This is a genomic window from Halorubrum sp. Atlit-8R, assembly GCF_003666025.1.
In the GTDB taxonomy this organism is placed as follows: domain Archaea; phylum Halobacteriota; class Halobacteria; order Halobacteriales; family Haloferacaceae; genus Halorubrum; species Halorubrum salinarum.
The window spans coordinates 49,671-71,154 of sequence record NZ_QPLV01000005.1 but is presented as its reverse complement, the minus strand read 5'-3'; the positions used below and the strand labels follow the sequence as shown (position 1 = coordinate 71,154).

Annotated in this window: 9 protein-coding genes; 1 reads left to right on the top strand and 8 read right to left on the bottom strand. The window is 55.1% G+C overall.

Annotated features, from left to right (window positions below; genetic code table 11):
- Positions 1-2: 2 nt before the first annotated feature.
- From DVK05_RS12985 to DVK05_RS12970, 4 genes are all read right to left on the bottom strand, one after another.
- Entirely contained in the window at positions 3-1,160 is a 1,158-nt protein-coding gene (locus DVK05_RS12985; protein ID WP_121563919.1) for a BREX system ATP-binding domain-containing protein, read from the bottom strand.
- Entirely contained in the window at positions 1,160-2,056 is an 897-nt protein-coding gene (locus DVK05_RS12980; protein ID WP_121563917.1) for a hypothetical protein, read from the bottom strand. The genes DVK05_RS12985 and DVK05_RS12980 overlap by 1 nt, the downstream gene beginning before the upstream one ends.
- The gene (locus DVK05_RS12975; RefSeq protein WP_158598863.1) at positions 2,053-3,087 is read right to left on the bottom strand and encodes a tRNA-guanine transglycosylase; all 1,035 of its coding nucleotides are present in this window, start codon (positions 3,085-3,087) and stop codon (positions 2,053-2,055) included. Before DVK05_RS12975 ends, DVK05_RS12980 begins: the two co-directional genes overlap by 4 nt.
- A gap of 140 nt (positions 3,088-3,227) precedes the next feature.
- On the bottom strand, positions 3,228-6,131 hold the full coding sequence (locus DVK05_RS12970; RefSeq protein WP_121563913.1) for a queuine tRNA-ribosyltransferase tRNA-guanine transglycosylase: 2,904 nt from the start codon (positions 6,129-6,131) through the stop codon (positions 3,228-3,230).
- Between the two features lie 717 nt (positions 6,132-6,848).
- Between DVK05_RS12970 and DVK05_RS16935 the strand changes: the two genes are divergently transcribed.
- Entirely contained in the window at positions 6,849-7,175 is a 327-nt protein-coding gene (locus tag DVK05_RS16935) for a hypothetical protein (RefSeq protein WP_147437780.1), read from the top strand.
- Between the two features lie 497 nt (positions 7,176-7,672).
- On the opposite strand, the gene DVK05_RS12965 is transcribed toward DVK05_RS16935, so the two are convergent.
- The 4 genes from DVK05_RS12965 to DVK05_RS12950 all read right to left on the bottom strand — a co-directional run bounded on the left by DVK05_RS12965 (position 7,673) and on the right by DVK05_RS12950 (position 21,483).
- Positions 7,673-9,544, bottom strand: a complete 1,872-nt coding sequence (locus DVK05_RS12965) for a phospholipase D-like domain-containing protein (protein WP_199712331.1) — start codon at positions 9,542-9,544, stop codon at positions 7,673-7,675.
- Between the two features lie 100 nt (positions 9,545-9,644).
- Positions 9,645-15,101, bottom strand: coding sequence for a DEAD/DEAH box helicase (locus DVK05_RS12960; RefSeq protein ID WP_121563910.1), 5,457 nt, complete (start codon positions 15,099-15,101; stop codon positions 9,645-9,647).
- A 26-nt stretch (positions 15,102-15,127) separates the two neighbouring features.
- Positions 15,128-20,656, bottom strand: a complete 5,529-nt coding sequence (locus DVK05_RS12955; RefSeq protein WP_199712330.1) for a DEAD/DEAH box helicase — start codon at positions 20,654-20,656, stop codon at positions 15,128-15,130.
- A gap of 2 nt (positions 20,657-20,658) precedes the next feature.
- A complete protein-coding gene (locus tag DVK05_RS12950; RefSeq protein ID WP_121563908.1) occupies positions 20,659-21,483 on the bottom strand; it encodes a hypothetical protein in 825 nt (274 codons plus the stop codon).
- Position 21,484: the final 1 nt, after the last annotated feature.

Genomic DNA, 21,484 nt, shown 5'->3' with positions numbered 1-21,484 from the left:
GTTCACATCGATTCTTGAACGAACTCGGGAGTAACCACTTCTTGGCTTTCCTCGACAGCGGCATCTAACACTCGGCTACAGATAGCAAGAGCTTGACGAATGTTGCCCTGCGAACGCTGTAAAATTACGTCCAACCCTTCATCAGTAAACGGGGCTATCGAAGAACCTTCGTTTGATCCATCACGCTCTCGATCGAGATAGTTCGATACCAATTCCTTCAGATGCTCATTCGTGAGTGGTTTCAAAGCGACTTCTTCACCGATTCTCTCGCTGAAGGCATGATACTCACTCATGACGTCTTGCCAGACTTCGGGAGCACAACCGAACAACATACAGAGCCCAGAACTGTTCTGGTCCATCAGATGCCGGATGCTATTGAGCGTCGCCTGTTCGTTCTTGGGTGAGAGTTGCGCGATGCTCTCGAATTCGTCAACGAAGACGAAAATACCGGTATAGCCGAGTTCGAGCAACATATTTTTGAGCGCGGTGAAAGCTCGAACACCCATCGTGTCGTCGTCGAGCGCGCTGTGAATTTCCATCTCCTTACGCTGCTCGTAGCGAATCCCCTCTGCGGTGAGCCACTGCCACGCGTAGAGATTCGTGTCTTCGTACACCATGTGGATGATGGCACGCGCAAAGTCGGCGAACTTGGTGACATCGCTAAGCTGTCTTATTGCTTCTGGGACGATGTCAGAGAGGAGAACCTCTCCTTCGTCAATAAGCGACTGCATGGTAGTTGCACCCATCGGATTCAACTCGGTGACTTCACGGGTAATCGATGCGAGATACTCATACGCCAATTTCTGTACGCGGTTAAATCCAAGATCGTAGACGAACTCGTGGTAAATATCCAAGAAACCCTCTCCGGGTTGAGCGACGTAACCTACGACGACATCGTCGCGATCGCGGAGTAGCGAGCGCGTGTATTTGAGCGTGTGAGACTTCCCATTCCCATACTTCCCAGTGACCACCAGATGCTTCGACTTCCCAGTAGACAACATCGACGAAACCGTCGAGCTGATCTTGTCCGAAACGTGCTGCTGTCCGCAGTAAATCTCGGGGTCTTCAGCTGGGACTGGACTGTACGGGAAGGGATTCGCGTCCAGGTCGTACTGTGAGTAGTCTTGCTGCTCGTCGGTGATCGTGAATGCGTCGGACATTATGTAGCCTCCTGTCTGTATTCGATGTCGCGGTCGTGCACCGCGAGGTAGTAGTATTTTTTACCGAACTGTTCGACACCGGCCATGACCTGCTGAGTGGACTGCGAGGTACTAACTAAACCGTCCTCTTCGGAAAGCGCAATACGCTTGATACCGAGTGCGGCATCCTTCGCAGCCGTATCCATCGGTGCCCCCGACAGTTCGAGTTTACCGACATTCTGTTGGCAGAGTTCGAGCAGCGCTTCGTTGAAATCATCACGAGTACAGCCGAGTCGTTCACAGGTCTCCTCACGGAGACGTGGAATCGGCAGGTAGCGCTGGCGCAGGTCGACGCCCGCTCTTTCTTCGAGGTCATCGTACACGCCCAAGAGCAGGTAGTGGAAGTTAGCGGGTATCGCCGCCTGATCTGTCAAGTAGTAATCTCCCGTGAACGCATTTCGTTGGACCCGACCCAGCCGTTCAGCCCAATCACCGAGCACCTCCACACTCGTTTGGTTATACGAATACGGGCTGAACTGTTGAGTTTCTTCTAACTGAGTCAGGAGTGTGTCTAAACCAGCGTTTTCGACATCTTCGAGAACCTCGATAAAGGTCCCGTAGTGTGGACTACGTGTCTCCAGGATTTTGCTTACTTGACCCCAGTCCTCGTCGCGAATCGCACTGAGGAACGACAAACCGACATCAGTCGTCGTGTAGACTGGGTCCTCGCCAGAGTCATCTTCCTCAAGCAAAGAGATGCGCTTCGCTTCGAGGATCGTTTCACGCGCACGGCGGTGACTGACGTCCAATTCGTCTTCGAGATCCTCAGTGGGCCTGCTAACTGCTTCACAGGCGTGGGTCAGTTCAGCCATTCGGCTGAGAGTGACTGGCCTTACAGTTGGTCTCTCGTCGCTCATGAGAGTCTTCGCACCTGTTGCTTCGCGGTTTCGTATGCTCGTTTGGTGACTTCGTTCCCACTGAAGCGCAAGTCAAGATACTCCTCGACGTCCCGATCTGATTCAGCGACATACCGAAAGCGACGCAGTTCGGTCGCGAGCGCCCAGAGGTTATGCTGAGTCAGAGCAGTTCGGTCTTCGCGAATCTCGTCCAGTTCTCTTTGTCCACATACTGGGCAGGGACAGGGGAGTCTTTCCAATTCCTCGATATTCCGTAGTTCTTCCCCGCCGAATCCCGGAATCAGGTAGTTACGGTTGCCTGCGCTGCGGATGAAGGCCGATGAATCGAAACTGTCGACCCCCAAGTAGAGCAGAAGTGGTTGATAGACGAGACCCCCGAGGCCGTACACATGCAGGTGCTTGTCTGTCGCGTTTCGTGCGGACAGTATCAGTTTGGTTACCTTTTTATAATCGGTTCGTATCGGAACCATACTTCCGAGGGCATACCCATCGAATTCGCCGTTCTTCTCCAGGTATTGTATGTTATTCCGAATCGTCTCTGGATCGTAACCATGGACACTCGCGAAGAGGAGTCCCTCTCCATCGTGGCGGTCGCTCGCTTTGAGTGCGTACTCGATGCTTTTGTCGATACGTCGTTGATTTTCTGCTGCTCGGTTGTCCCTTGAGAGAGGAATGTCGACTGTACCGAGGATGTCCGCGTCCAATTGACTCTGGGTATCAAGCGTTTTTGCTGGGGTAGTGTCCACTTTTCCGTTGGCGAAATCGAACCCCCCACTGTCCGCGAAAACGATGGTGTCCTCGGGGACATCCATTTCCTCCCGTAACGTTACACCATTCGATATTCTCTGCCACATTGGGTCTCGGTTGCGGATTGATCTCGCGTTGATCATCGCTGCCGAGAACTCTGGGATCGTGCCGACGTACGTCGGTGTATTGTCACTCGACCGCTTCCCGATGTTTCTGACGGGGAAGAGAACAGGGGTGTCTAATTCCCCCCGGGGGAGATCGAGTTTCCGGCGTCGATACAACATGCCTCCCGCTCGGATAGGCTGTCCTCTTATTTAGTGAATGGGGCGATATGATTCATTCACACATCTGAAACTTACCCTCGAACAGGAGAACAATCCTTAGGAGCGAAAGAACAAGCATAATTCCATCTGGTAGTGGAGAATCACTCAGACTCGAATTCCGCCTGTGGTGGTACTTCCTCTACTCGCCGACATAGTTCTTCGATAGTTTCCGGGCGAAGAATATCGACGGTATCGATGTATCGAGCGAAGTTCTTCATATAGTGTCCCTTGAGTCCAACAACGATCGTGCCATGTTCTTTTGCGTCTTCTGTCCGGGCGGGGATGGACTCGATATTGTCAAATTGATCCTCGACAAGTTCGCGGTTGAATACCACACCAATCCGGTCAGAACGCACTTCCTGAACCATTGAGTCGATGTCGATGCTAGTGTAGTAGTCCTTCCCGAGGGTAAAGAAGACGACATCGTAATCGGCCTCTTGAAGAAGGCGTCGTAGGTCTTTTTGAATGTCGAGTTTTGCCGATCGCTCTCGTATATCGCTAACATTCATTGAACTGAACGTTACCTCGTAAGGGGGGAGATGCTCGTCTTCTGCGACAAGGCCAAATCCGGCACTCACGAAGTAGCGATCGACATCGTGACCTTGTCTCATGAGCCATCTGACTGCACTCTTGACGTAGTTTTGCTGGCGTCCAGTGTACAGGTCGCCTGCCGCGATCCCTGGTACATTATCACGAGCGAGGAGGTCTTCACGAGAGAACTGGAGAGTTTCCTCTTCACCGAAGGTTGGTGCACCCTCTGGCACATCCTTCGATCCTGAACATTGATCGATGACAAGGATGTCCAATCCGTTCTCGGTATCGATCTCAGGTGGATGAGGCACGAAATCGTCACTTGCGGCGTAGTTCTGGCCACATACCTCGAGTATTTGCTTTCGCAACTCTCGGGGGGTGCTATTGGTGTGAACCTCGCAACCGTTTTCACGAGCAGCCGCTACGGCTTCTTCGTCAAGCTCACCGTCCAGTGTGTGTACGAAGAGATGTTGGTACCTCGCTGCTTGTTCGCCGATGTTTGCTGCCATACGGTCTGGGGCAAACGAGACGAGTGACGGAGTTTCTTCCCACCACTCGCTCACGCCGTTCGCATCTAGTACGCCAATCTCTGCAACCGGAAGATCGTGCGTCTGTGTCCAGAACGATGGGCGTTTGTCGCGCAGATAGTCTTCAACAGTTTCGTAGCTACCGAGGCCCGCATCACCCTTGGTCGCGACGAGGATCTTCGGAAGGTCCTCTTCGAATTCATCGTAGAAGCGTCGTGTGTTGTGGAATCCTCGTCTCCGATTCCGATCGTTCCCCCGGAAGATACAAACCTCGATACTGTGCTCTCTACAGATCGGACAGTCACATTTCTCCCACGGGCGACTTCGAAGGGTTTCTTGATACTCTTGGAGGAGATCGTCGTCACCGATCCAAGTAGCATAATCCCTGACAATCGCCCAGACGCGATCATAGTCACTGACAACGTGCGGCCCGCCTAAAACGGTCTTCGCGTGTGGGAATGCCTCAAATGCTTCTATCGCCGTGTTCAGTAGTTCCTCGTACTCCTCGAAGGGTACTGGAGTAGTCGAGGTGTCTTCCCGCAGAAGTTTGACCAGCTTACTACGGAGATTGTCGCTGAAGCTCGCCTGAAGCTCGCGTCCGTACTCGAAATCCTCTCGGAACGCTCTTTCTATGTCCTGCAGGAGCGACTCGTCGTACTGATCATCGTGGCGGTGTTCCAGCAGATATTCTCTCGTCGCTGGTAGCACCTCCTCGGCCTGGTCGTACCAACTCTCAAGAGCATCACTAATCGAATCTCCTGTATCGTATGCTCGGAGCGCCACCAGTGTTTCACGACCGCGTAGGGACTTCTCGACAGCTTCGTCGAGATCATCTCGGCTCGATGGGTAGCGAACTCGGATGGCATCGTAGCGTTCGCCGTTATCAAGCCGATAGTTCTGTCCACCCGTCCACGCCGAACGAAGCATACTCGCGCTGTCGAAACTAGTCATTCCCGATCGACCGATCGTCTCGAACGCCTCAGTCTTCGCGAAGCCGAAGACGTGAGAGTCGATACGAGTGTTGTGTTCCCGTTCGAACTGTTTGATCGTCTTTCCGACGCTCTTGACGATTCCACGGACGTCGTGGGTGGGACTACCTGCAACGCCCCCGATTCCAAGATAGTCGTATCCAATATCAAGCACCTTCTCAGCGGCCTTACTGTATGAGGCGGGGTTCCATCCTTGGATGGCAACCATCAGTCGGAACGGGTAGTCACGACGCTGGTAGAGGTCATACATCTCTTGGGCGTTCCGCAGCGTTAGGTTGTAGCGGAACTCGGCGTCGTGTTTACGGTAGACTGCGCGTGGATCCTCTGCGAGACGAGCTAGAACCGTGTCAATATCTCCTTGGAAGTCCTCTCCAACAAACGACTCAACATCTGTGTCGGAACCGGTACGAATCGTCGGCTCATACTCATCGACGTATGAGGGCCACTCTTCCGGCCATTCATCGATCATTACGTCGACGACATCAGTAATAGCATCTGGGACATCGCTTTTGTTGAGTTCTTCGTCGAACGCTCGTTCATCAAGGTAGAGTCGGCCCTTATCCTTGCCCGACCCGAGGACGAGATGGTCAATTGTGACGCCGACAGTAACGTCCAGCGTCTCGTAGAAATCAAGCATATCTTCGTTCCCGTACGGCGGGAAGGGGAGAGACTTGTAGCCCCAGGCCCCGCAGTCACTAATCGTGGGCAGCCAATTCGGGACAGAAAGAACCGGATCGTCGTAGACGCCGTGCTTCGCGAGTCGTTCGGCTTTACGGTCAGTCTCTTCGACCTGCTCACGTGAGATGAGAACCCCATCGACTGGCGTCGTTTCGGGGTCGAAAATGTCCCAGATGTAATCTAAGTCGCGTTCTTGACGATCCAGTGTAGAGAGTTCATCGTGCTCAAAATCGTAGTGGGCGTCGACTGCGTCATCCCACTCGGGTACGTAGAACCGCACGTTAGATAGTCACCACCCGTAGCGATGTGAGGGTATCGTATAAATCCGTTCGAAGTGCCTCACCCTAAAATGGGTGTGTAGGTGATACTCGCTAATCGAAGTCAGATGGTGTAGGGCTGTTGTGGAGTCGCATCGAATCCACTGGTCAGGGCATTCTGCTTCAACTTGTTCAGAGATACATTCGTCAACAGCGATCAATAAGTGACCATTGCTGGGTCTTCGCGAGTTCCAGATAGACCGCTTGTAGCGTACTTTAGCACATGGCACCCACGAGCTATCGTTATCGACATTGCTGGGTCCGATCTTGAACTCGACATCCCCTACGAGCACGCATGGGATGCTATCGGGCAAAGCACCGGCTTACAGCACGTGTGATGCGTGTGTTCTGTCCTAAGGTATTCCAGAATCTCGCTGAGAGAGATCCGATTGAATACGTCGAATATCCTGACAATACCGAGCCGTAGGCGCCACTGAGGCGATTTACCTACGGTTAAGTTGATTCCATCGCTAATTCTTCTCGATGCGTGGGATGGTTCACGAAGAGTGGGCCCGGTGCTGGAGACACCGACCCCGCGCTGCCTGAATAGACAGCATGTATACTAACAACGACAATTCGCAAAAAATCGACGGTTGTATCGCATCTTCGGCGATAGAAGAATCAAAGAAGAGGTGGTCATTTTGAGCGCAGTTAGTGGCAGTTCCTCAAGAGTTGCAGACGTGCTCAACTTCCTCGGCAACCGACGGCGGCTGCTAACGCTACGGTACCTCGCTCTGTTCGAGCCGGGCACCACCATCGAGGTACGTCACTTAGCACGCGTCATCCGAGGAGTTGAAACTGGGAATCCACCTAGAAACGTGGAAACTGCCGATTACGAATCGGCGTACAATGCGCTGATCCAGACCCACCTGCCAAAAATCGATCAGAGAGGTCTCATCCAGTACGACGAACGGCGCAAGGCGGTAACCGTGGAAGAGTCGCTTGAACGGCACATCGTCCTTTCGACAATCGCTCAGTTCGTTCTCTCAACTGGGTCGTCTGTCTGAAGTGTAGAATCTGATTATGCTGTTCTAACGGGCGAATATCTATTACTGTTACCGCCGTTCTTCTAATTGGACGACGAATAGCCGCGTAGTGGGATGCGTGGCACTGGAAGTGTCGTCGTCTACACCTGGGATGCTTGGGAGTTGCCAGTTCCATCGGTGGCACCACTCCCTTCTCTGAAGTCGTGGATATTGATTATCGTAGCCAAGCGCGTGGAACTTATGATCATAATCTCGCAATCGATCCAACTGGGACACGTCCAGCACATAATCGGGAGCCAAAAAGGGCGCTAGACTTCGCGATAGAGGGGGAAGAATAACTACTACCTGTGAGACGGTAATGACGGCGCTGATTGAGGATGTAACTTCTGTCGAAAATATGGACAAAGACCGGTTGTTATGTGTCTGGTAGGAGATCTTTCTTTTTACAAAATCGAATTGCTGAGCGAGAGATAGAACACTAGACCAGTTCGTTGTTGGTCCGAGTAGAGGGTGTAACCTCAACTGTAGTCAGTCGGTACAAGTTGATGGTTTGGAACCTCTTGTAGGCGTTTGGTAGATAGTTCGTCGGATTCAGCGAGTTCCCACACGATGTCGAAGAACTCGAGCGCAGCGTCAACGAATTGCGTCCGTTCAGTGTATACTCCGCATTCGGGGTTCCAGTCGTAGCTGTTCTCCATGAAGTTCGCCGAACCGAGCAATGCTGCGCCTTCCTCAGAACCTCCGATAGTCTGTACCTTCCCGTGGATGCCGAATTCACCGAGCTCGCGGAAATCCATGTCTGGATTTACCCGCTGGTACTCTTTGAACCGCGAATAGGTGCGGATCGTGACCTTCTCTCGGTGGTGCTTGATTTCGCTGAGCAGGTTCTGCTGTAGGCGTCGCCACTCCCAGGGTTCTTTCGTGTGTCGCGTCAGCAATCGTAGTGCGAATCCTTGGTTCAGGAGGCGCCGTATCTGGGAGACGTATTCGTTGAACGTATCGTCGTCAAACGGCGTCATAATCCGCAGGACCTTGTCATCAAGATCACGTTCAAGGCCGAGACTGAACAGACGGTCGGTCATCGCTGTGTACGACCGCATCCCCGCGGGCCGATTTTCATGCCAGCGTCGTAACCTCGCTCGTTCACGGCCGAGACCACGAGATTCACCCACATAGTCGTCCATTTTCTTCTCGCCAAGAGCCTCAGGATCCACGAGGGTATACGAAAAATATGCTGGCGCAACATCACCGTCGGAAAGAGAGGCGTAATCTTGAGCAACGATGGCGTCACTAGCGACCGGTGAGAGTGTCGTCACTGACGCTCGGGACAACGTTTCCATTCGTCGTTGTATTGCCGCACAACGTTCGACAAGATGTGTTGTATACTCCTCCTGAAGGCTGCTACCATCAACCTGCGTCGGGACGGTGGAGAATTCAATAACTTCGTTGTCACCGATTTCGCAATCGACGCCGGGAATTCCGGACAGTAACTGATAGAGTTCGTAGGGCGTCGCACCGAGACGGTCGGTCACGAAGCTCAAATCGAGGGTCGTGAATTTAGAGTGTGTAGAGACGGTGGCGATTACGTTAATGAGGTCTTCTCGCTCCGCTTCGCCGATCTCGGAATCACCATCAATATCAGATACACTGACTCGTTTTCCAACATCGACCTGTGACAGTTCGGTTTCTGCCGGTGGAGCTAGGAGCGAACGTACTGTCTCAAATCGGCGTTCGTACTCGTCGTATTGCTCTTCGATTGCGTCTTCAACCACGCTAGTGTCCGGGAGTGGCACATCGTTTTTAGCAAGCGATGCAGCGACTGATTCTAACGAGAACGTATCGTTCGATAGCTCTCCAACCAATCGTTGTGTGATGGCTTCGAGACAGTCACGTTCTTCGATACCTGAAACCTGTGGAAGAATATATAGATAGCCCTCAGCAGTAGCATCTTCTGTCGGCACTTCTCTTTGGGCTTCAAGCGCTGATTCGATGCGCTCGAAGTGCGGTTCCACACTGTCCGGGTAGATCGTCAGGAAGCCGGCAGACCCGAGAAGTGGACCGAGAACGGTCTCCTCCCAGTCGCCCGCGAGCAGGCTGTCGAACTCTCGGCGGGGTAGAATTTCGTCCTCGATCCCGAGACTGGACCGCAGGACCCTTTCGGCTGTCCGAGAACTGGCAACGATGATGGCTCGAATGAGCTGGCGAGGTTCGTCTACTGAGAGAACCAAACTACCAGCCAGAGTTGGGCGATCTCTTTTAATGAGGCCCAACTCGTCGAGCATCCAGTTGTGTATCTCTGTCACCCGCTTCGATTTTCGTTCATCATTCGTCCGCAGCGTTTCCGCACGAATATGTGGCGAAAGACACTCTTCGAGGCTGTCCTCGGTCACTTTCACCGATAGTGCTGCGTAGATACTCGCCGGTGAGACTCCCCAGAGCCGTTCGGGAGAGCGAGTCCGAAGTGCTCGCGCCGAGTCGGTTACGTCATTTTCAGTCATCGTTTCTCGCTTCCAGGTGTAAGTCGTGAGACAGCAGTTCGAGCAACTCGTCCTTATCGAACGAGTCGGGGTCATTCTGTTCGGAACAGCCGTACTGATAGAGGCAGAACGGGCATCCGTTCTCACAGTTACACTCCGACTCCTTCGGAGAGAACGCATCGTGCATTATCTCGATCGCTCTCTCGAACTTTTCACCGTCATCCTGTGTGAGGAGTACGGTGATTCCACTCCCCCCCTCGTCAGAGTCGTACACTAACGTACCTTCGTCCTCGATCGATTCAGGAACCTGGCGAACACTCACACCGCCGATGTATTGGAGTGCCACCCGGAGTCCGTGAGCGAACCCGTGCTCAAGTTCCTCACTGTCGAACCGGACACGTGCGGCCTTGGTGTCGAACTTGGTAGCGGGACGCACTGCGATACTTTCGTCTGCGGGATGTTCGGGGTTGTTCGTACATGCTGCGGACTCCCCCATGCTAGCGATCATGCCGTTGCAACCTTCAATACCACACACCTCGAATACGTTCGGAAGCGGGTCTGAACCCCCATTCTTGTATGTCGCCCAGTATTTACTCGTCGAAGCGGCGATCGTTACGTCACCGTACTCGAATTGGCCGTGTACGTTTCCGCTTTCGTCGACGATGTCATACGAGATTGTAGAGTCGAACGAATCCCCCGCGTCAGTGTCTACTGGTGCGTACGTGCTCTGTACTTCTTCGTCGGCTTGGTACACACTCGACGGCTCAAGCTCACGGGCGTTGGGCGTTATCCCCAGCGGTAAATCGTGCTGGAACGCAGTCACGCGTTCGGGTACTTTCGTGACCAGCCGCTTCAGCCGGGTGCCGCATGACTCGCAATTCGACGTGTCAGTATCGTATTCCGAAGCGCACGTCGGGCAGATAGCCGCGTCCTCGAATTGTTCGCTGATACGGGCGGTTTCCAGTGGCTCCCATTCCGTCCGCGTCACGACGTACGTCTCGCCGTTGTGAAGGTACGCCGCCCCCGGGTGGAGTTCGGAGAGTGCGATGCGACGGTCTCGAGAACCGTCACTAACGTTATCGAACTCCTCGCCAACGAGTTGATAATCGACTGAATCACCCACTGACCGCAAACCGAACGCTGCCGGACTCTCTCGGTTGAGGTACTGGCCGAAGTCCATGTCCTCAAGCCGCCGCAGGTAGTCGTCTAACTGGTCAGTACGGCGACGTAGTTGCTGCTTCTGTTCACGTAGTGTACGTTTTTCTTCGCGGTCTCGGGTGCGTCGTTCTTTGCTGCGGATGTCTGCGACCTCTTCGTCAAGTTCCTCTAGATCACCATCAATAGCGTCTCGTTGAACGTTATAGAGGTCGATAATCGTCGCTCCGATACCACGGTGGTCGTCAGTCCCCCGTAGTGCCCCTTCGACGACGTCGTCGTATTCGTCTAGAATCGATTCGACAGAGCCGCTACAGCTGTCTCGCTGACAGTCACCATTGTACCCGGGTTCGTGTTTGCGACCACAGCTCGAACAAATACCGAAGGAAACCAAATCCTCGAGCCACTGTTCGATCTCGTCCTGGTTCTCGTTGATGACGGAACGCAGCACTTCCAGTGGGGCGTCGTCGCTCTGGTTCTGTACTTGGAAGTTCGACGACGACAGAATACCGGTGAACGGCAGTAGGTCGTTAGGCTTCGACTCGGACCGTGGAGACGGCTCGTCTTTACAGACGACGAATTCGTCGAGTCCGCTCTGGTCTCGTCGCCATGGAACCCACCGGGTCGTCGCTACGCAGTCGAGGATTCCCCATGTGAGAGACTGGTGGAGTACCTCACGATTCACTTCGTTGAGCGGAACTTGCTGTGGGTCGGACGCGATGAGCTCCTCGGGGTGCTCGTGGTAGTAGTAGTCGATCGGATTTCGCTGGCTGACCGAGTGTACGAGTGAATTTCCAGATTCCCGCCCGGCACGTCCGATACGCTGGAGGTATGAGTTCGCGTTCGGTGGGGTGCCGTAGAGGAGCAGCGTGTTGAGGTCACCGATGTCGACGCCCAGTTCCATCGCTGGCCCCGAAGACAGGAAGTGAGGGAACCTACCCTGCCTGAACTGGTATTCCAATTCCCGCCGTTCGTCTCGGTCTGTCTCCCCGTAGTAGGCCCTTGCGAGGAGCATCATGGGATCAGACGTCGTTATTTGTTGTGCCGTCAGTGAGAAGTGGGAATGCGAGAACGTGGAACGATCTTCCGGAGTCGAGTCGAATTCAACCACATCGTCAGGAATGTCGGTCAGCGTTGATTCGAGGCTCGTGACGAAGTCCTCCTGACTCGGACTGTAGTACGTTGGCGTCGCCTCACTGACGACCGCGCATTCAATTTTGTCTTCCTCCACCATTACGTACCGGCTGCCGTCCTCTTCGATCCGACGGACCAATCCCCGGTCGATCAGTGAGTCGAGATGGCTGTGCCCCTTCTCGACTTCATCGATAAGTTGTGGTTCGTACCGGTGATTCTGTGCGATACACTCTGCGAGTAGTTCCCGTTCGTGTGGTTCGAGATCACCGATGTCGGCGTTCAGGCGAACGTCAACGATTCCGTCGTCAGTGAGTTGTTGACTACGGTAGCGTTCGCTGTACTGTCCAGCGAAGATTCTCGACACCAGTTCTTCAGTCAGATACTCGTCGACTGACTGGTCGTAGTTGGTAAGAAATTCGAACGCATTCGGCGGGTTGTTGGTTTCCCCTTCGAGGTCCTCCTCATACTGTTTTGCCTCGGCGACGCCACGGTCGACAACGCCCGCTAATGACGCCCATCCAGAAGCGTCGGCCTCATTCCTGAGACTGCTGACGAACAGCTGGTCGAAGAAGAACGCCTCTTCGGGTTCACGGAAGTTCCGCTCCAGTTCTTTCATATCGGACTGACTGTCCGCGAACGAGAGCATCTTCGATTCCGTGAAGCTATCAGGGTTGTCGCGGTCAGCTAGCGACCGCAGCAGGTACCGCCCTTGTGTCACCGCTGTGTTTGCCGGGCCACGCAGCATCGCGTCGTATCTACCGCTCTTCGAGTAGGTCTCCCGTTGGTCCTGATGGTAACAGGGAAGGCCACCGGGGAACTGGCTCGATTCCCGAATACGGCCGTCATCGTCGACCATCCGGAAGTTACTGTATCCTTTCGCGCGCCGGACGATTTCCGGATCGTCGCAGTTACAGTCCTGTCGTCCACCCGGAAGGAACTCGCGCTCGCAGGACGTGCACTCATCGACCATCTGAATATCGAACAGCGCGGTACGGACGAACCGCCGGTTTCCGCAGTTGCATGTGTTTGGGGATCGTCCGAAGTACACTTCATCGCAATCTGAATCACCGCAGGTCCATCCGAGTAGCCGCTTCGGTGTGAGGTCTCCATCACAGTCTTCGGCCGTACACTCCTGTACGTCGGAGTTTTCGTATATCTCTCCACACTCAGTACAATACTGGACGCTGTCGTCCGACAGGGGCTCTAACGCCGCAGTATTACACGAATGGCAGGTCGGATCTCTGGCCTCCTCTACTGTGACCTCCTCGTCACATTCCGGGTTCGAACAAATGTGGGCTTCCATCGAGTCGTCGAGTACCATCGAGGAACCACACGTCGGACAATCCTGCTGGTGGTCGACCTTCTGGCGCTCGCCACACTCGGAACACTCGTAGAACGGCCGCCAGTAGACGCGGACCATCTCCGGCGTTTCGCCTTCGGCCGTTTCACACTGACACTCCCGTCTCGAGAAGTAATCGAATCGGCCCTCCTCCGAGGTCACAGTATGTGGTTCGAGCCGTTCGCAGTTCGGACAGAACCACGATTCGAGTGACTCCTCACCACACTGGTTACACAGCGAGAGCTTCGTCACGTAGTGGTGTCCGCATTCGGCACAAGCAGATTGTGGAGTATCGTAGACCGTTCCACAGTTGATACAGGAGTAGTAGCCGTCGAGCGGCCAACTGAATAGATGGGCACGACGCTCCAGAATCCCGGATACGTCGCCTATCGTCATGAAGTTCGCCACCACCGTCTCTGCCTGTTCCTCGGTTAGACCGGCAGATTCAACGAGTCGATCGCGTAGGCCGTCGGGTCGAAGTGGTTTCTCTCGAAGAGCCGAGTAGATGCCGCGAACGAAGTCCAGCATCTCGCTATTGCCTTCCACGAGGTGTTCGTAGAGATCGCCTTCGACGTCTACCTCGTCGCTAGAATCGTCGATACCCGCTGCTTCGAGGACGAGTTTCGCAGCGTCTGTCTCTCCGGAACGCAACTCGTCACCTGACAGTTCGGTCGTAGTGAATTCGTCGGAAACGTCGCTAGGGAAGGGAGCATCGAGTGTGCGTCCTTCCTCCTCGACCACCTCGATGTCGGGGTCGATGAACGGGTTGATACGCTGGAAGACGGAGAGTTTGTTCTCGACGGTGGCGCTCGCACCGACGATAGTGAGATCGTCGTCGGCCTCGCTGTCGTAGTCGTTGAGCTCCTGCCGCTCCCGTATGTACCGCCGCATCAGCGCCGAAGTGAATGAGCCGAACAACTCGGAATACTCGTGAATTTCGTCGAAGACGAAGTATTTCGGCTCGGCGACGAACCGCTGCTGTGCTTCGTTCGCATTGACGTTGAACAACCGGTAGTTGATCGTGTCTGGGTTCGTCAGCAGGATGTCAGCTGGACTTTCGACGATGGCGTCTCTCGTGACTTTGATGAAGTCGAACGTGAGGTCCTCATCGTGTTCTTCCAGCGGTTCGACGACGAACGAGTCGTCCGAGCGACGCCGGACAGTCAACGAAGAGTCACACTCTCCGCACGGGCAGTCGAAATACTGGAACGTTGTCTGGAGGTACGCTAGTTCGTCGGGGTCGCGACGTTTCGTGTCCCCGTCGTAGATACCCACAGTGATCTGGTCGTTCGCCGAGCGGTCGCGATTGAGCGTGAACAGGTAGTCGATGAGGCGCTTCAGCTGGTCTTGTGCCAGGGCTTTCGTCGGGTACGTGAGGACACATTTGACGCTATTCGGGGGATGTTCGTCGTGTTGGCCTGCTTTCGCTTCAGAGATGAACTGGAGTATCGGAATCAGCCATCCTTCCGTCTTCCCCCTCCCCGTCGCCGCGGTCAACAGCGTGTGGTGGTCTTCACCGACTGCCTCGATTGAGTCCTCCTGGAATTCGAAGAGGTTTCTGAATCCCGCCTCACTGAATGTTTCCGTGACGTCCGAATGTAGGTCGTGATTGTCAGCGAAGGTCTTCCACGGCGTGTCACTCATTCGAGGGAGGTCGAGTACCTGAAGGTAGGGACCCTTGGTTCGGATGAACTCAGGAAGGTCGTCTTCCAGGGACTCGCCTGCACCTTCGTGGTAGCGGGAAACGAGGCTCTTGACGGCTGGCGAGGGTTGTGAGCCTGCGTAGTGTTCGGCGTACGATTCGCGCATCGTGTCGGCGAGTTCTAGTGGGTCGAATTCCATCGGTGGGTATCTCTTGTGGGATGTGGTTAGTCAGTCAACTGTTCGTTTGTGTCACGGTTGTCGAGTGGATGAATCGACAACCTCTGTTCGTCTAAGTTAGCCTGGAGACGGTCACGGTCGAAGGACCGCTGGTCGTTTCTGACGTCGCAGCCGTACTGGTACAGACACGACGGACAGCCATTGTCACAGTCGCAGTCGAACTGCTCGCTCATAAGACCGACTGCTCGAGAGAAGGCGCGGAAATCTCCATCGGACTGCTCGAAGAGCAGGCGTGCGACGTCCGATCCGCCCTCTTGTGACTCGAAGACGTCGACGTGGTCCTCTCCGACGTACTCGGACAACTCACGGATGTTGACGCCGCCGAGGTACTGAAGGGCGACCCGGAGGCCGTGAGCGAGCGTGTGGGACTGTTCACGGTCTTTCAACTCGACTCGGACACCCTGTGTCTCGTATTGGTAACCGAGTCTGACGAACTCAGAGTTTGCCCCTCTCCCTTCGGGGAAGTGTTCGGGGTCTGCGCTACACCGACGCGTCTCATCGTCGTCCTCGTAGATTACACCGTGGCAGTTCTCCTCACCACAGACTTCGAAGGGTGACTCTCGTGCGTCAACCTCTCCTGATTTGTACTTCGTCCGATAGCCGTCGGTGTGCAGGAGAACTGAGTAGTCACCGTATTCGAGCGTTCCGAGTACCTCTCCCTCGTCTGTCTGTAACTCGTACGTCTGCTTAGTATCGAAAGAGAGGATCGAGGTCTCGCGTTCGGCGTATGTGTTCTGAACTTGCTGGTTGGGTTCGCTATGTAAGTAACGTGCCTCGTCGCCTTCGGAAGTGAGTTGTAGGTTGTCGTGATATGCCTCGACCGAATCGAGGACGGCGAGCTGGCGTCGTTTCAAGGGCACGTCGTTCTCGCAGTCACAGCTGGTCGCATCGAGCCCGTAAGTCGAATTACACGCCGGACAGACCAGTTCGTCCGCGAGATGGTCGTCGCCGTTCGCGTCGTTGACTGCTTCTCGTAAATCAGAACCTGCCTTATCATCGAAACGAACGCAAGCGACAGTGTAGGTCTCACCGTTGTCGAGGTACGCCGCTCCCGGATGGAGCTCTGACAGCGCCATCCGCATCGCCCTACCGCTCGATTGGTCCCCGATGTTGCGTCGGTCGTACCCTTCGTCGACCAGCGTTAGACCAGCAGTAGTGGCGACGCTTCGCATCGAGAAATCATACTTGCTCTCGCGGGATTCCCGGAGGAAATCGAAGTAACTCTCTTGGCCTAAGTCAGATAGGTGCTCTTTGAGAACCTCCATGCGTTCTTGGAGTCCCCGGCGCTCACGCATGATTTGACCGCGTTCATCCGCACTCGCACGTTGCTGGTCGCGCCGTAGATCGCGATCTCGTTCGGAGAGCGACGCGCGCTCACTCTCCAGCGACTCCTGATACTCTTGATAGTGCGTGATGTACCGGTCGTCGAAGTTCGAGATTGCGTCTTCGACGAGGTGCCCGAACTGCTCTCCAGCGTGTCTGATTCGACCGTCGCAGTCCTCTCGCTCACAGGTGGTTCGATCGTCGTCGGCTGCGTACCGCCGCTCACAGTCCTCGCAATACTGGTACTCCAGCAGGGACTCGAGGTAGGCCCTGATCTCTGACTCGTAGTCAGATACCACTTCGCTCAGTACCGCGAGTTGCGAATCGTCGCTCCCCAACGATAGCGTATCAGCGGCAAGCGACATGACGTGGGTCAGTTTGCTTGCGTCCTCTCGTTCACTCTCTTCGAGTATGCTGCGTTGATGGTAGGTGTCACCACCGTCGATCGAACGGGAACGACCGTGGCGACTGACATCCCACGGAATCGAGAAGTTGGCCGCTACGAAATCGAAGACGGCCCACGAAAGCGATACTCGTAGTACCTCTTCGTTGTGCTCGTTGAGTGGCACCGGCGTCGGTTCGGCCGAGATGAGATCCTCTGGATGGTCGTAGTAGTAGTAGTCAATTGGATTGCGCTGGCTCACAGAGTGCACTAACGACGAGTGAGAGCTACGTCCAGCACGACCGACACGCTGGAGGTACGCGTTCATGTTGGGTGGCGTCCCGTACAGCAACAGGGCGTCGAGCGCCCCGATGTCGACACCGAGTTCCATCGTCGGGCCCGACGACAGGTGGTGTGGATAGTTCTCTTCGCGGAAGAGGAACTCAAGTTCGCGGCGCTTACGCTTCTCGGTCGTTCCGAGATACTCCTCGGAAACCAGAATACGGGTCTGTGAGTATTCTACCCGGTGCGCACGCTGTGTGAAGCGTGGATGTGACACGGAGGCCAGCTCCGACAGAGTCGCGTTCGACGAGACTGTCGATTGACTGTCGAGCCCGAATTTGTGCTCAAGTGTTGTGTAGTACCGCTCGGTCTCGGGGTCGAAAGCGATGCTATCGTCGTCACCCGCAATAGTGACTTCGAGCGCAGTCGGGTCAAACGAGACGTACTCGTCGGAGTGGCCGTACGTGAGAATGCCGCGTTCGACGAGGTCCGAGACCACCTCGGTTGCGCCTCTGCTAGCGCTTGGATCATCGAAGTTCGCCACACGGTAATCGTTCCCTTCATCGACGAGTTCTCGGACGATTGTACGTTCGGCATCGGAAAGGGCATCCAGTCCGGGAGCGAACCGCACGTCGAGTAAGCCGACTTCTGAGAGAGGGTCGTCGCGTTCCCCGAGACGCTGACTGTATGTGTGCGATATTGCGCGGCGTGTGAGGCGGTCGTACAGCGCATCATCGTCGTCCCACCGTTTACGAGGTTGATCCTTGAGACGGGATTTCAGGTCGAATTCAACGTTCCTCGCCACACGTGGCGGTTCCAGCAACTCGTTGAGGCTGTCAATAGATTCGTCGGCGTATTCGAGGACGTCGTCGAATGGTACCCACGAGGACGAACCGTCGTTCGATGCGCCACGCACGAGCAGTTGGTCCAGCAGCGTCTCGACCTCGGGTTCAGAGAAGTCCCTGCTGAGCTCTTTCATATCGCGGTGCGAGTCAGCGAACGAGAGGAGTTTGGCAGCCTGTTGCCCCTCGTCGTCAGCGACTGCACGCATCAGGTACTGTGATGTCGTCGCTGCCAGGTTGTTCGGACTGCGCATCAGTTCATCGAACCGGTTACCGATTTCGTAGCGAGCATACGAGTGGGGGCACGGAACTGCCGAGCCCTGGGAGCTAATCGAGTGAATTCGACCGTGTGTGTCGAGCGTTTTGTAGGCCCGATGAGACCCCGTTCTCTGGTGGACGTCGGGGTCGTCACAACTACATCCTTCTTCTCCGACGAACGCAGTGTCACATGACCGGCAATGCTGGTCGCGCTGTATCTCGAATAACCCACGCTTCACAAACGACGACGATCCACACTGACACTGGTCAGGGGCATCTCGGAAGTGGATCCGGTCACAGCCGTCGTTCGCACACACCCACGGTAGGTATCGTGTCGATTCGAGTGCCGAATCACACTCTCGACAACGCTCAGGAGCATCTTCGGGCCGGTCGTACGTAGCTCCACATTCAGGGCAATCGAATTGCCCCTCGACAGTGGTAACTTCGAACACAGAGCCCTCACACCGCTCACAGGTGTGTTCAACTGGTTGGGTACTCCCACACTGTGGGTTAATACACGTGGTAGTCTCGGAATCGGTCCTGACAGTACGGGACCCGCAGTCGGAACATCCAGTAATGGTAGTCCGTTCCGACTGGTGATTACATTCCAGACACTCCAAGAAGGGTTGGAACGTGACACGAACCATCTGTACCGCGTCGTCGCGAACGCGTTCACACCGAGTACAGACGTGATCCTCGTCTTGTCCAACTGATCCGTGTTCGGTAGGCGTGTACGATTCTAACTGGTCACATTCGGTACAGTACCAGGCAACAAGGTGTTCGTCGCTGCAATACCGACAGTATGTGGAGCGAGTAACAAACTCGAATCCGCACTGCCGACAGGAATCCTGTGGTGAGCGATAGGCGGTTTCGCACGCAGCACATGCGTAGAACCCGTCGATCGGCCAAGAGAACATGTGACTACGGTTCTCCAAGATTCCGGAGAACTCACCGAGCGTACGGACGTTCTCCACCAGCGTCTCAACACCTGACTCATTGAGGTCGAAGGTCTCAGCCAACTGATCGTGTAGTTCTGACCGCGTCAGCGGATCGTCGTAGAGCAACTGGTGGACGTACTGTATGACCTGTACGCCGGTATTGTCGTGATCGCCGGTCAGATGATCGAAGAGGGCATCGGCGACCAGTGTCTCCCGGCGGTCACGGTCGTAACTCGATGCCTCCTCAAGCGTGTAATCGAACGCGTCAAGCCCCGGTACAGCGTCGTCCGGCGCTCCGGTCGCACGCAGAATGCGGTCGACGGACAGACTGTGCGACGTAAGCTCTTCCGGGACGGACGATGGTACCGTCACGTCGAGCTCGCGCGGCGACTCGCTCACCTGCGTGACATCTACGGCGCCGCTGACTTTCTGGAAGAGTTCGACGTCGTTCTCGACGGTCGCGCTGCTCGCGATGAGTTGCAAGTCGTCGACGCCCCGGTTCTCTCGCAGGGCCTGCACGCGCTTCATCAACGTCGACGTGTAGCTTCCGAACAGGCCGTCGTACGTGTGAACCTCGTCGAACACGAGGAACTCGGGTTCGTAGATGAACCGTTGGTGTTCGTCCTCGGCGTTGGTGTTGATGAGTCTGTAGTTGATCGTGTCGGGGTTCGTAAGGACGATGTCGACGCCGTTTTCGAGGATGTCGTACCGAGTCAGCCGAAGGAAGTCCAACGGCACGTCGTTCGGATCATCGTCCTCGCAGTGAGCTTTCTCCGGAATGAGCTTGAACCGGGAGCCGGTGTTCCTGACGCGAACACCACCACCGCAGTCCTGACACTTGTCGAGTTCGGGATTGTATCCGGGACACTCGAAGTGTTTGAACGTGGAATTGAGGTACCCTTCCGAACCGGACTCGCTCACGTCTCGGGGAGTGTCCCCGTCGTAGATGCCGACTGAGATGCGTTGTGACGACTTCAGTTGCTTGTTAATGAGGTAGAGGTATTGGAGGAGGCGCTTCAACTGGTCTTGCGCTAGGGCCTTCGTCGGGTAGATGAGTGTAGCCTTGACGCTTGTGTCGTCTCCCTCGTCCTCTTCGTGGCGTTTCGCTTCGAGGATCCGGTTGAGAATCGGAATGAGCCAAGCCTCGGTCTTCCCCCGCCCCGTCGCGGCAGTGATCACCGTGTCATCACCCTCGAGTATTGACTCGATACTCCGCTCCTGGAAGTCGTAGAGCCTCTCGAAGCCGATCTCCGAGAACGCCCTCCTGATGTGAGGTTCGAGGTGTGCTGACCTGGCGAAGGCATCCCACGAGCGGTCGCTCCAGTTCGGGATGTCGAGTGCTTGTAGGAATGGCCCACGCATCCCTGTGATGTCGCTTTCCCCGTCGGCTAACCGATGCGCTACGCTGCGGGCAGCGCGTCCCCCGCGACCGATGAAGTAGTCGCGGTAGGCCGCTTGCATCTGTTCCGCGCGGGCGGCGGGGTCTTTCATTGTCAGAGACTGAGTTCTACGGCTGATTCGAGTTCATCGACGCGTTTCATCTCTTCAAGAGTATCCATAGAGACGTCGGCCAGCGTGAGCTGCTGAGACTTACTGAGCGTCTTCACGTCCTCTATGGTTGAGTCCGACAGGTCGTGTTTCTCTTTGAAGTCGTCGAAGCTCTGGAGCGACTGGTGCTCCTCCCAGTTGTCAGTAGCGTTCTCCCACTCGGACACGAACCTAGATGCGTTCTCACTGGAATCCATCAGATCCCGGGTGAGGAGTTGGTGCATGTGGTTGAGCGTACGCGCGAAATCTGAGTTCTGACTCCCGAGGATCTTCTGGAGTTCTTCGGCGGCGCTTACGCGCGTACTCCAAGTGTCACGCTTGCTCTCTAGTTTCGTTTGGATATTCTCACTAACATTTTCTACCATTTGTTTTGCGGATCGAATCTGACTTCGCTGTTTCTTCACTTCCGGTGTGAGTTCAACCTCAAGCCCAGTCAGGTCTTCCTCATGAACGGTTTCGCCCTCATCCATCGCGTTGTTTTGGATATTCGCCAGCAGTTCATCCTGTGTCACTTCAACAGCATTCTCAGCGGCTTGGACAGCACTACTAACCATCGTCGGTACTGAGCCATCGAAGGCTTCCACAAACACGGTTTTGTAGTACCGCAGATCGCGAACTGACTCTTCGAGGTCGTCGAGTTCGCTATTAATTTCGCGTATGTTGTGGCGTGCGACCGAGACGTGATACTCGGTGTTTTGTGCTTGTTTATGCTCTCGAGCCTTGTCTTCCAGAGCGTCAACGGCCGTGGGTAGTGATTGGGTTCCAGACATC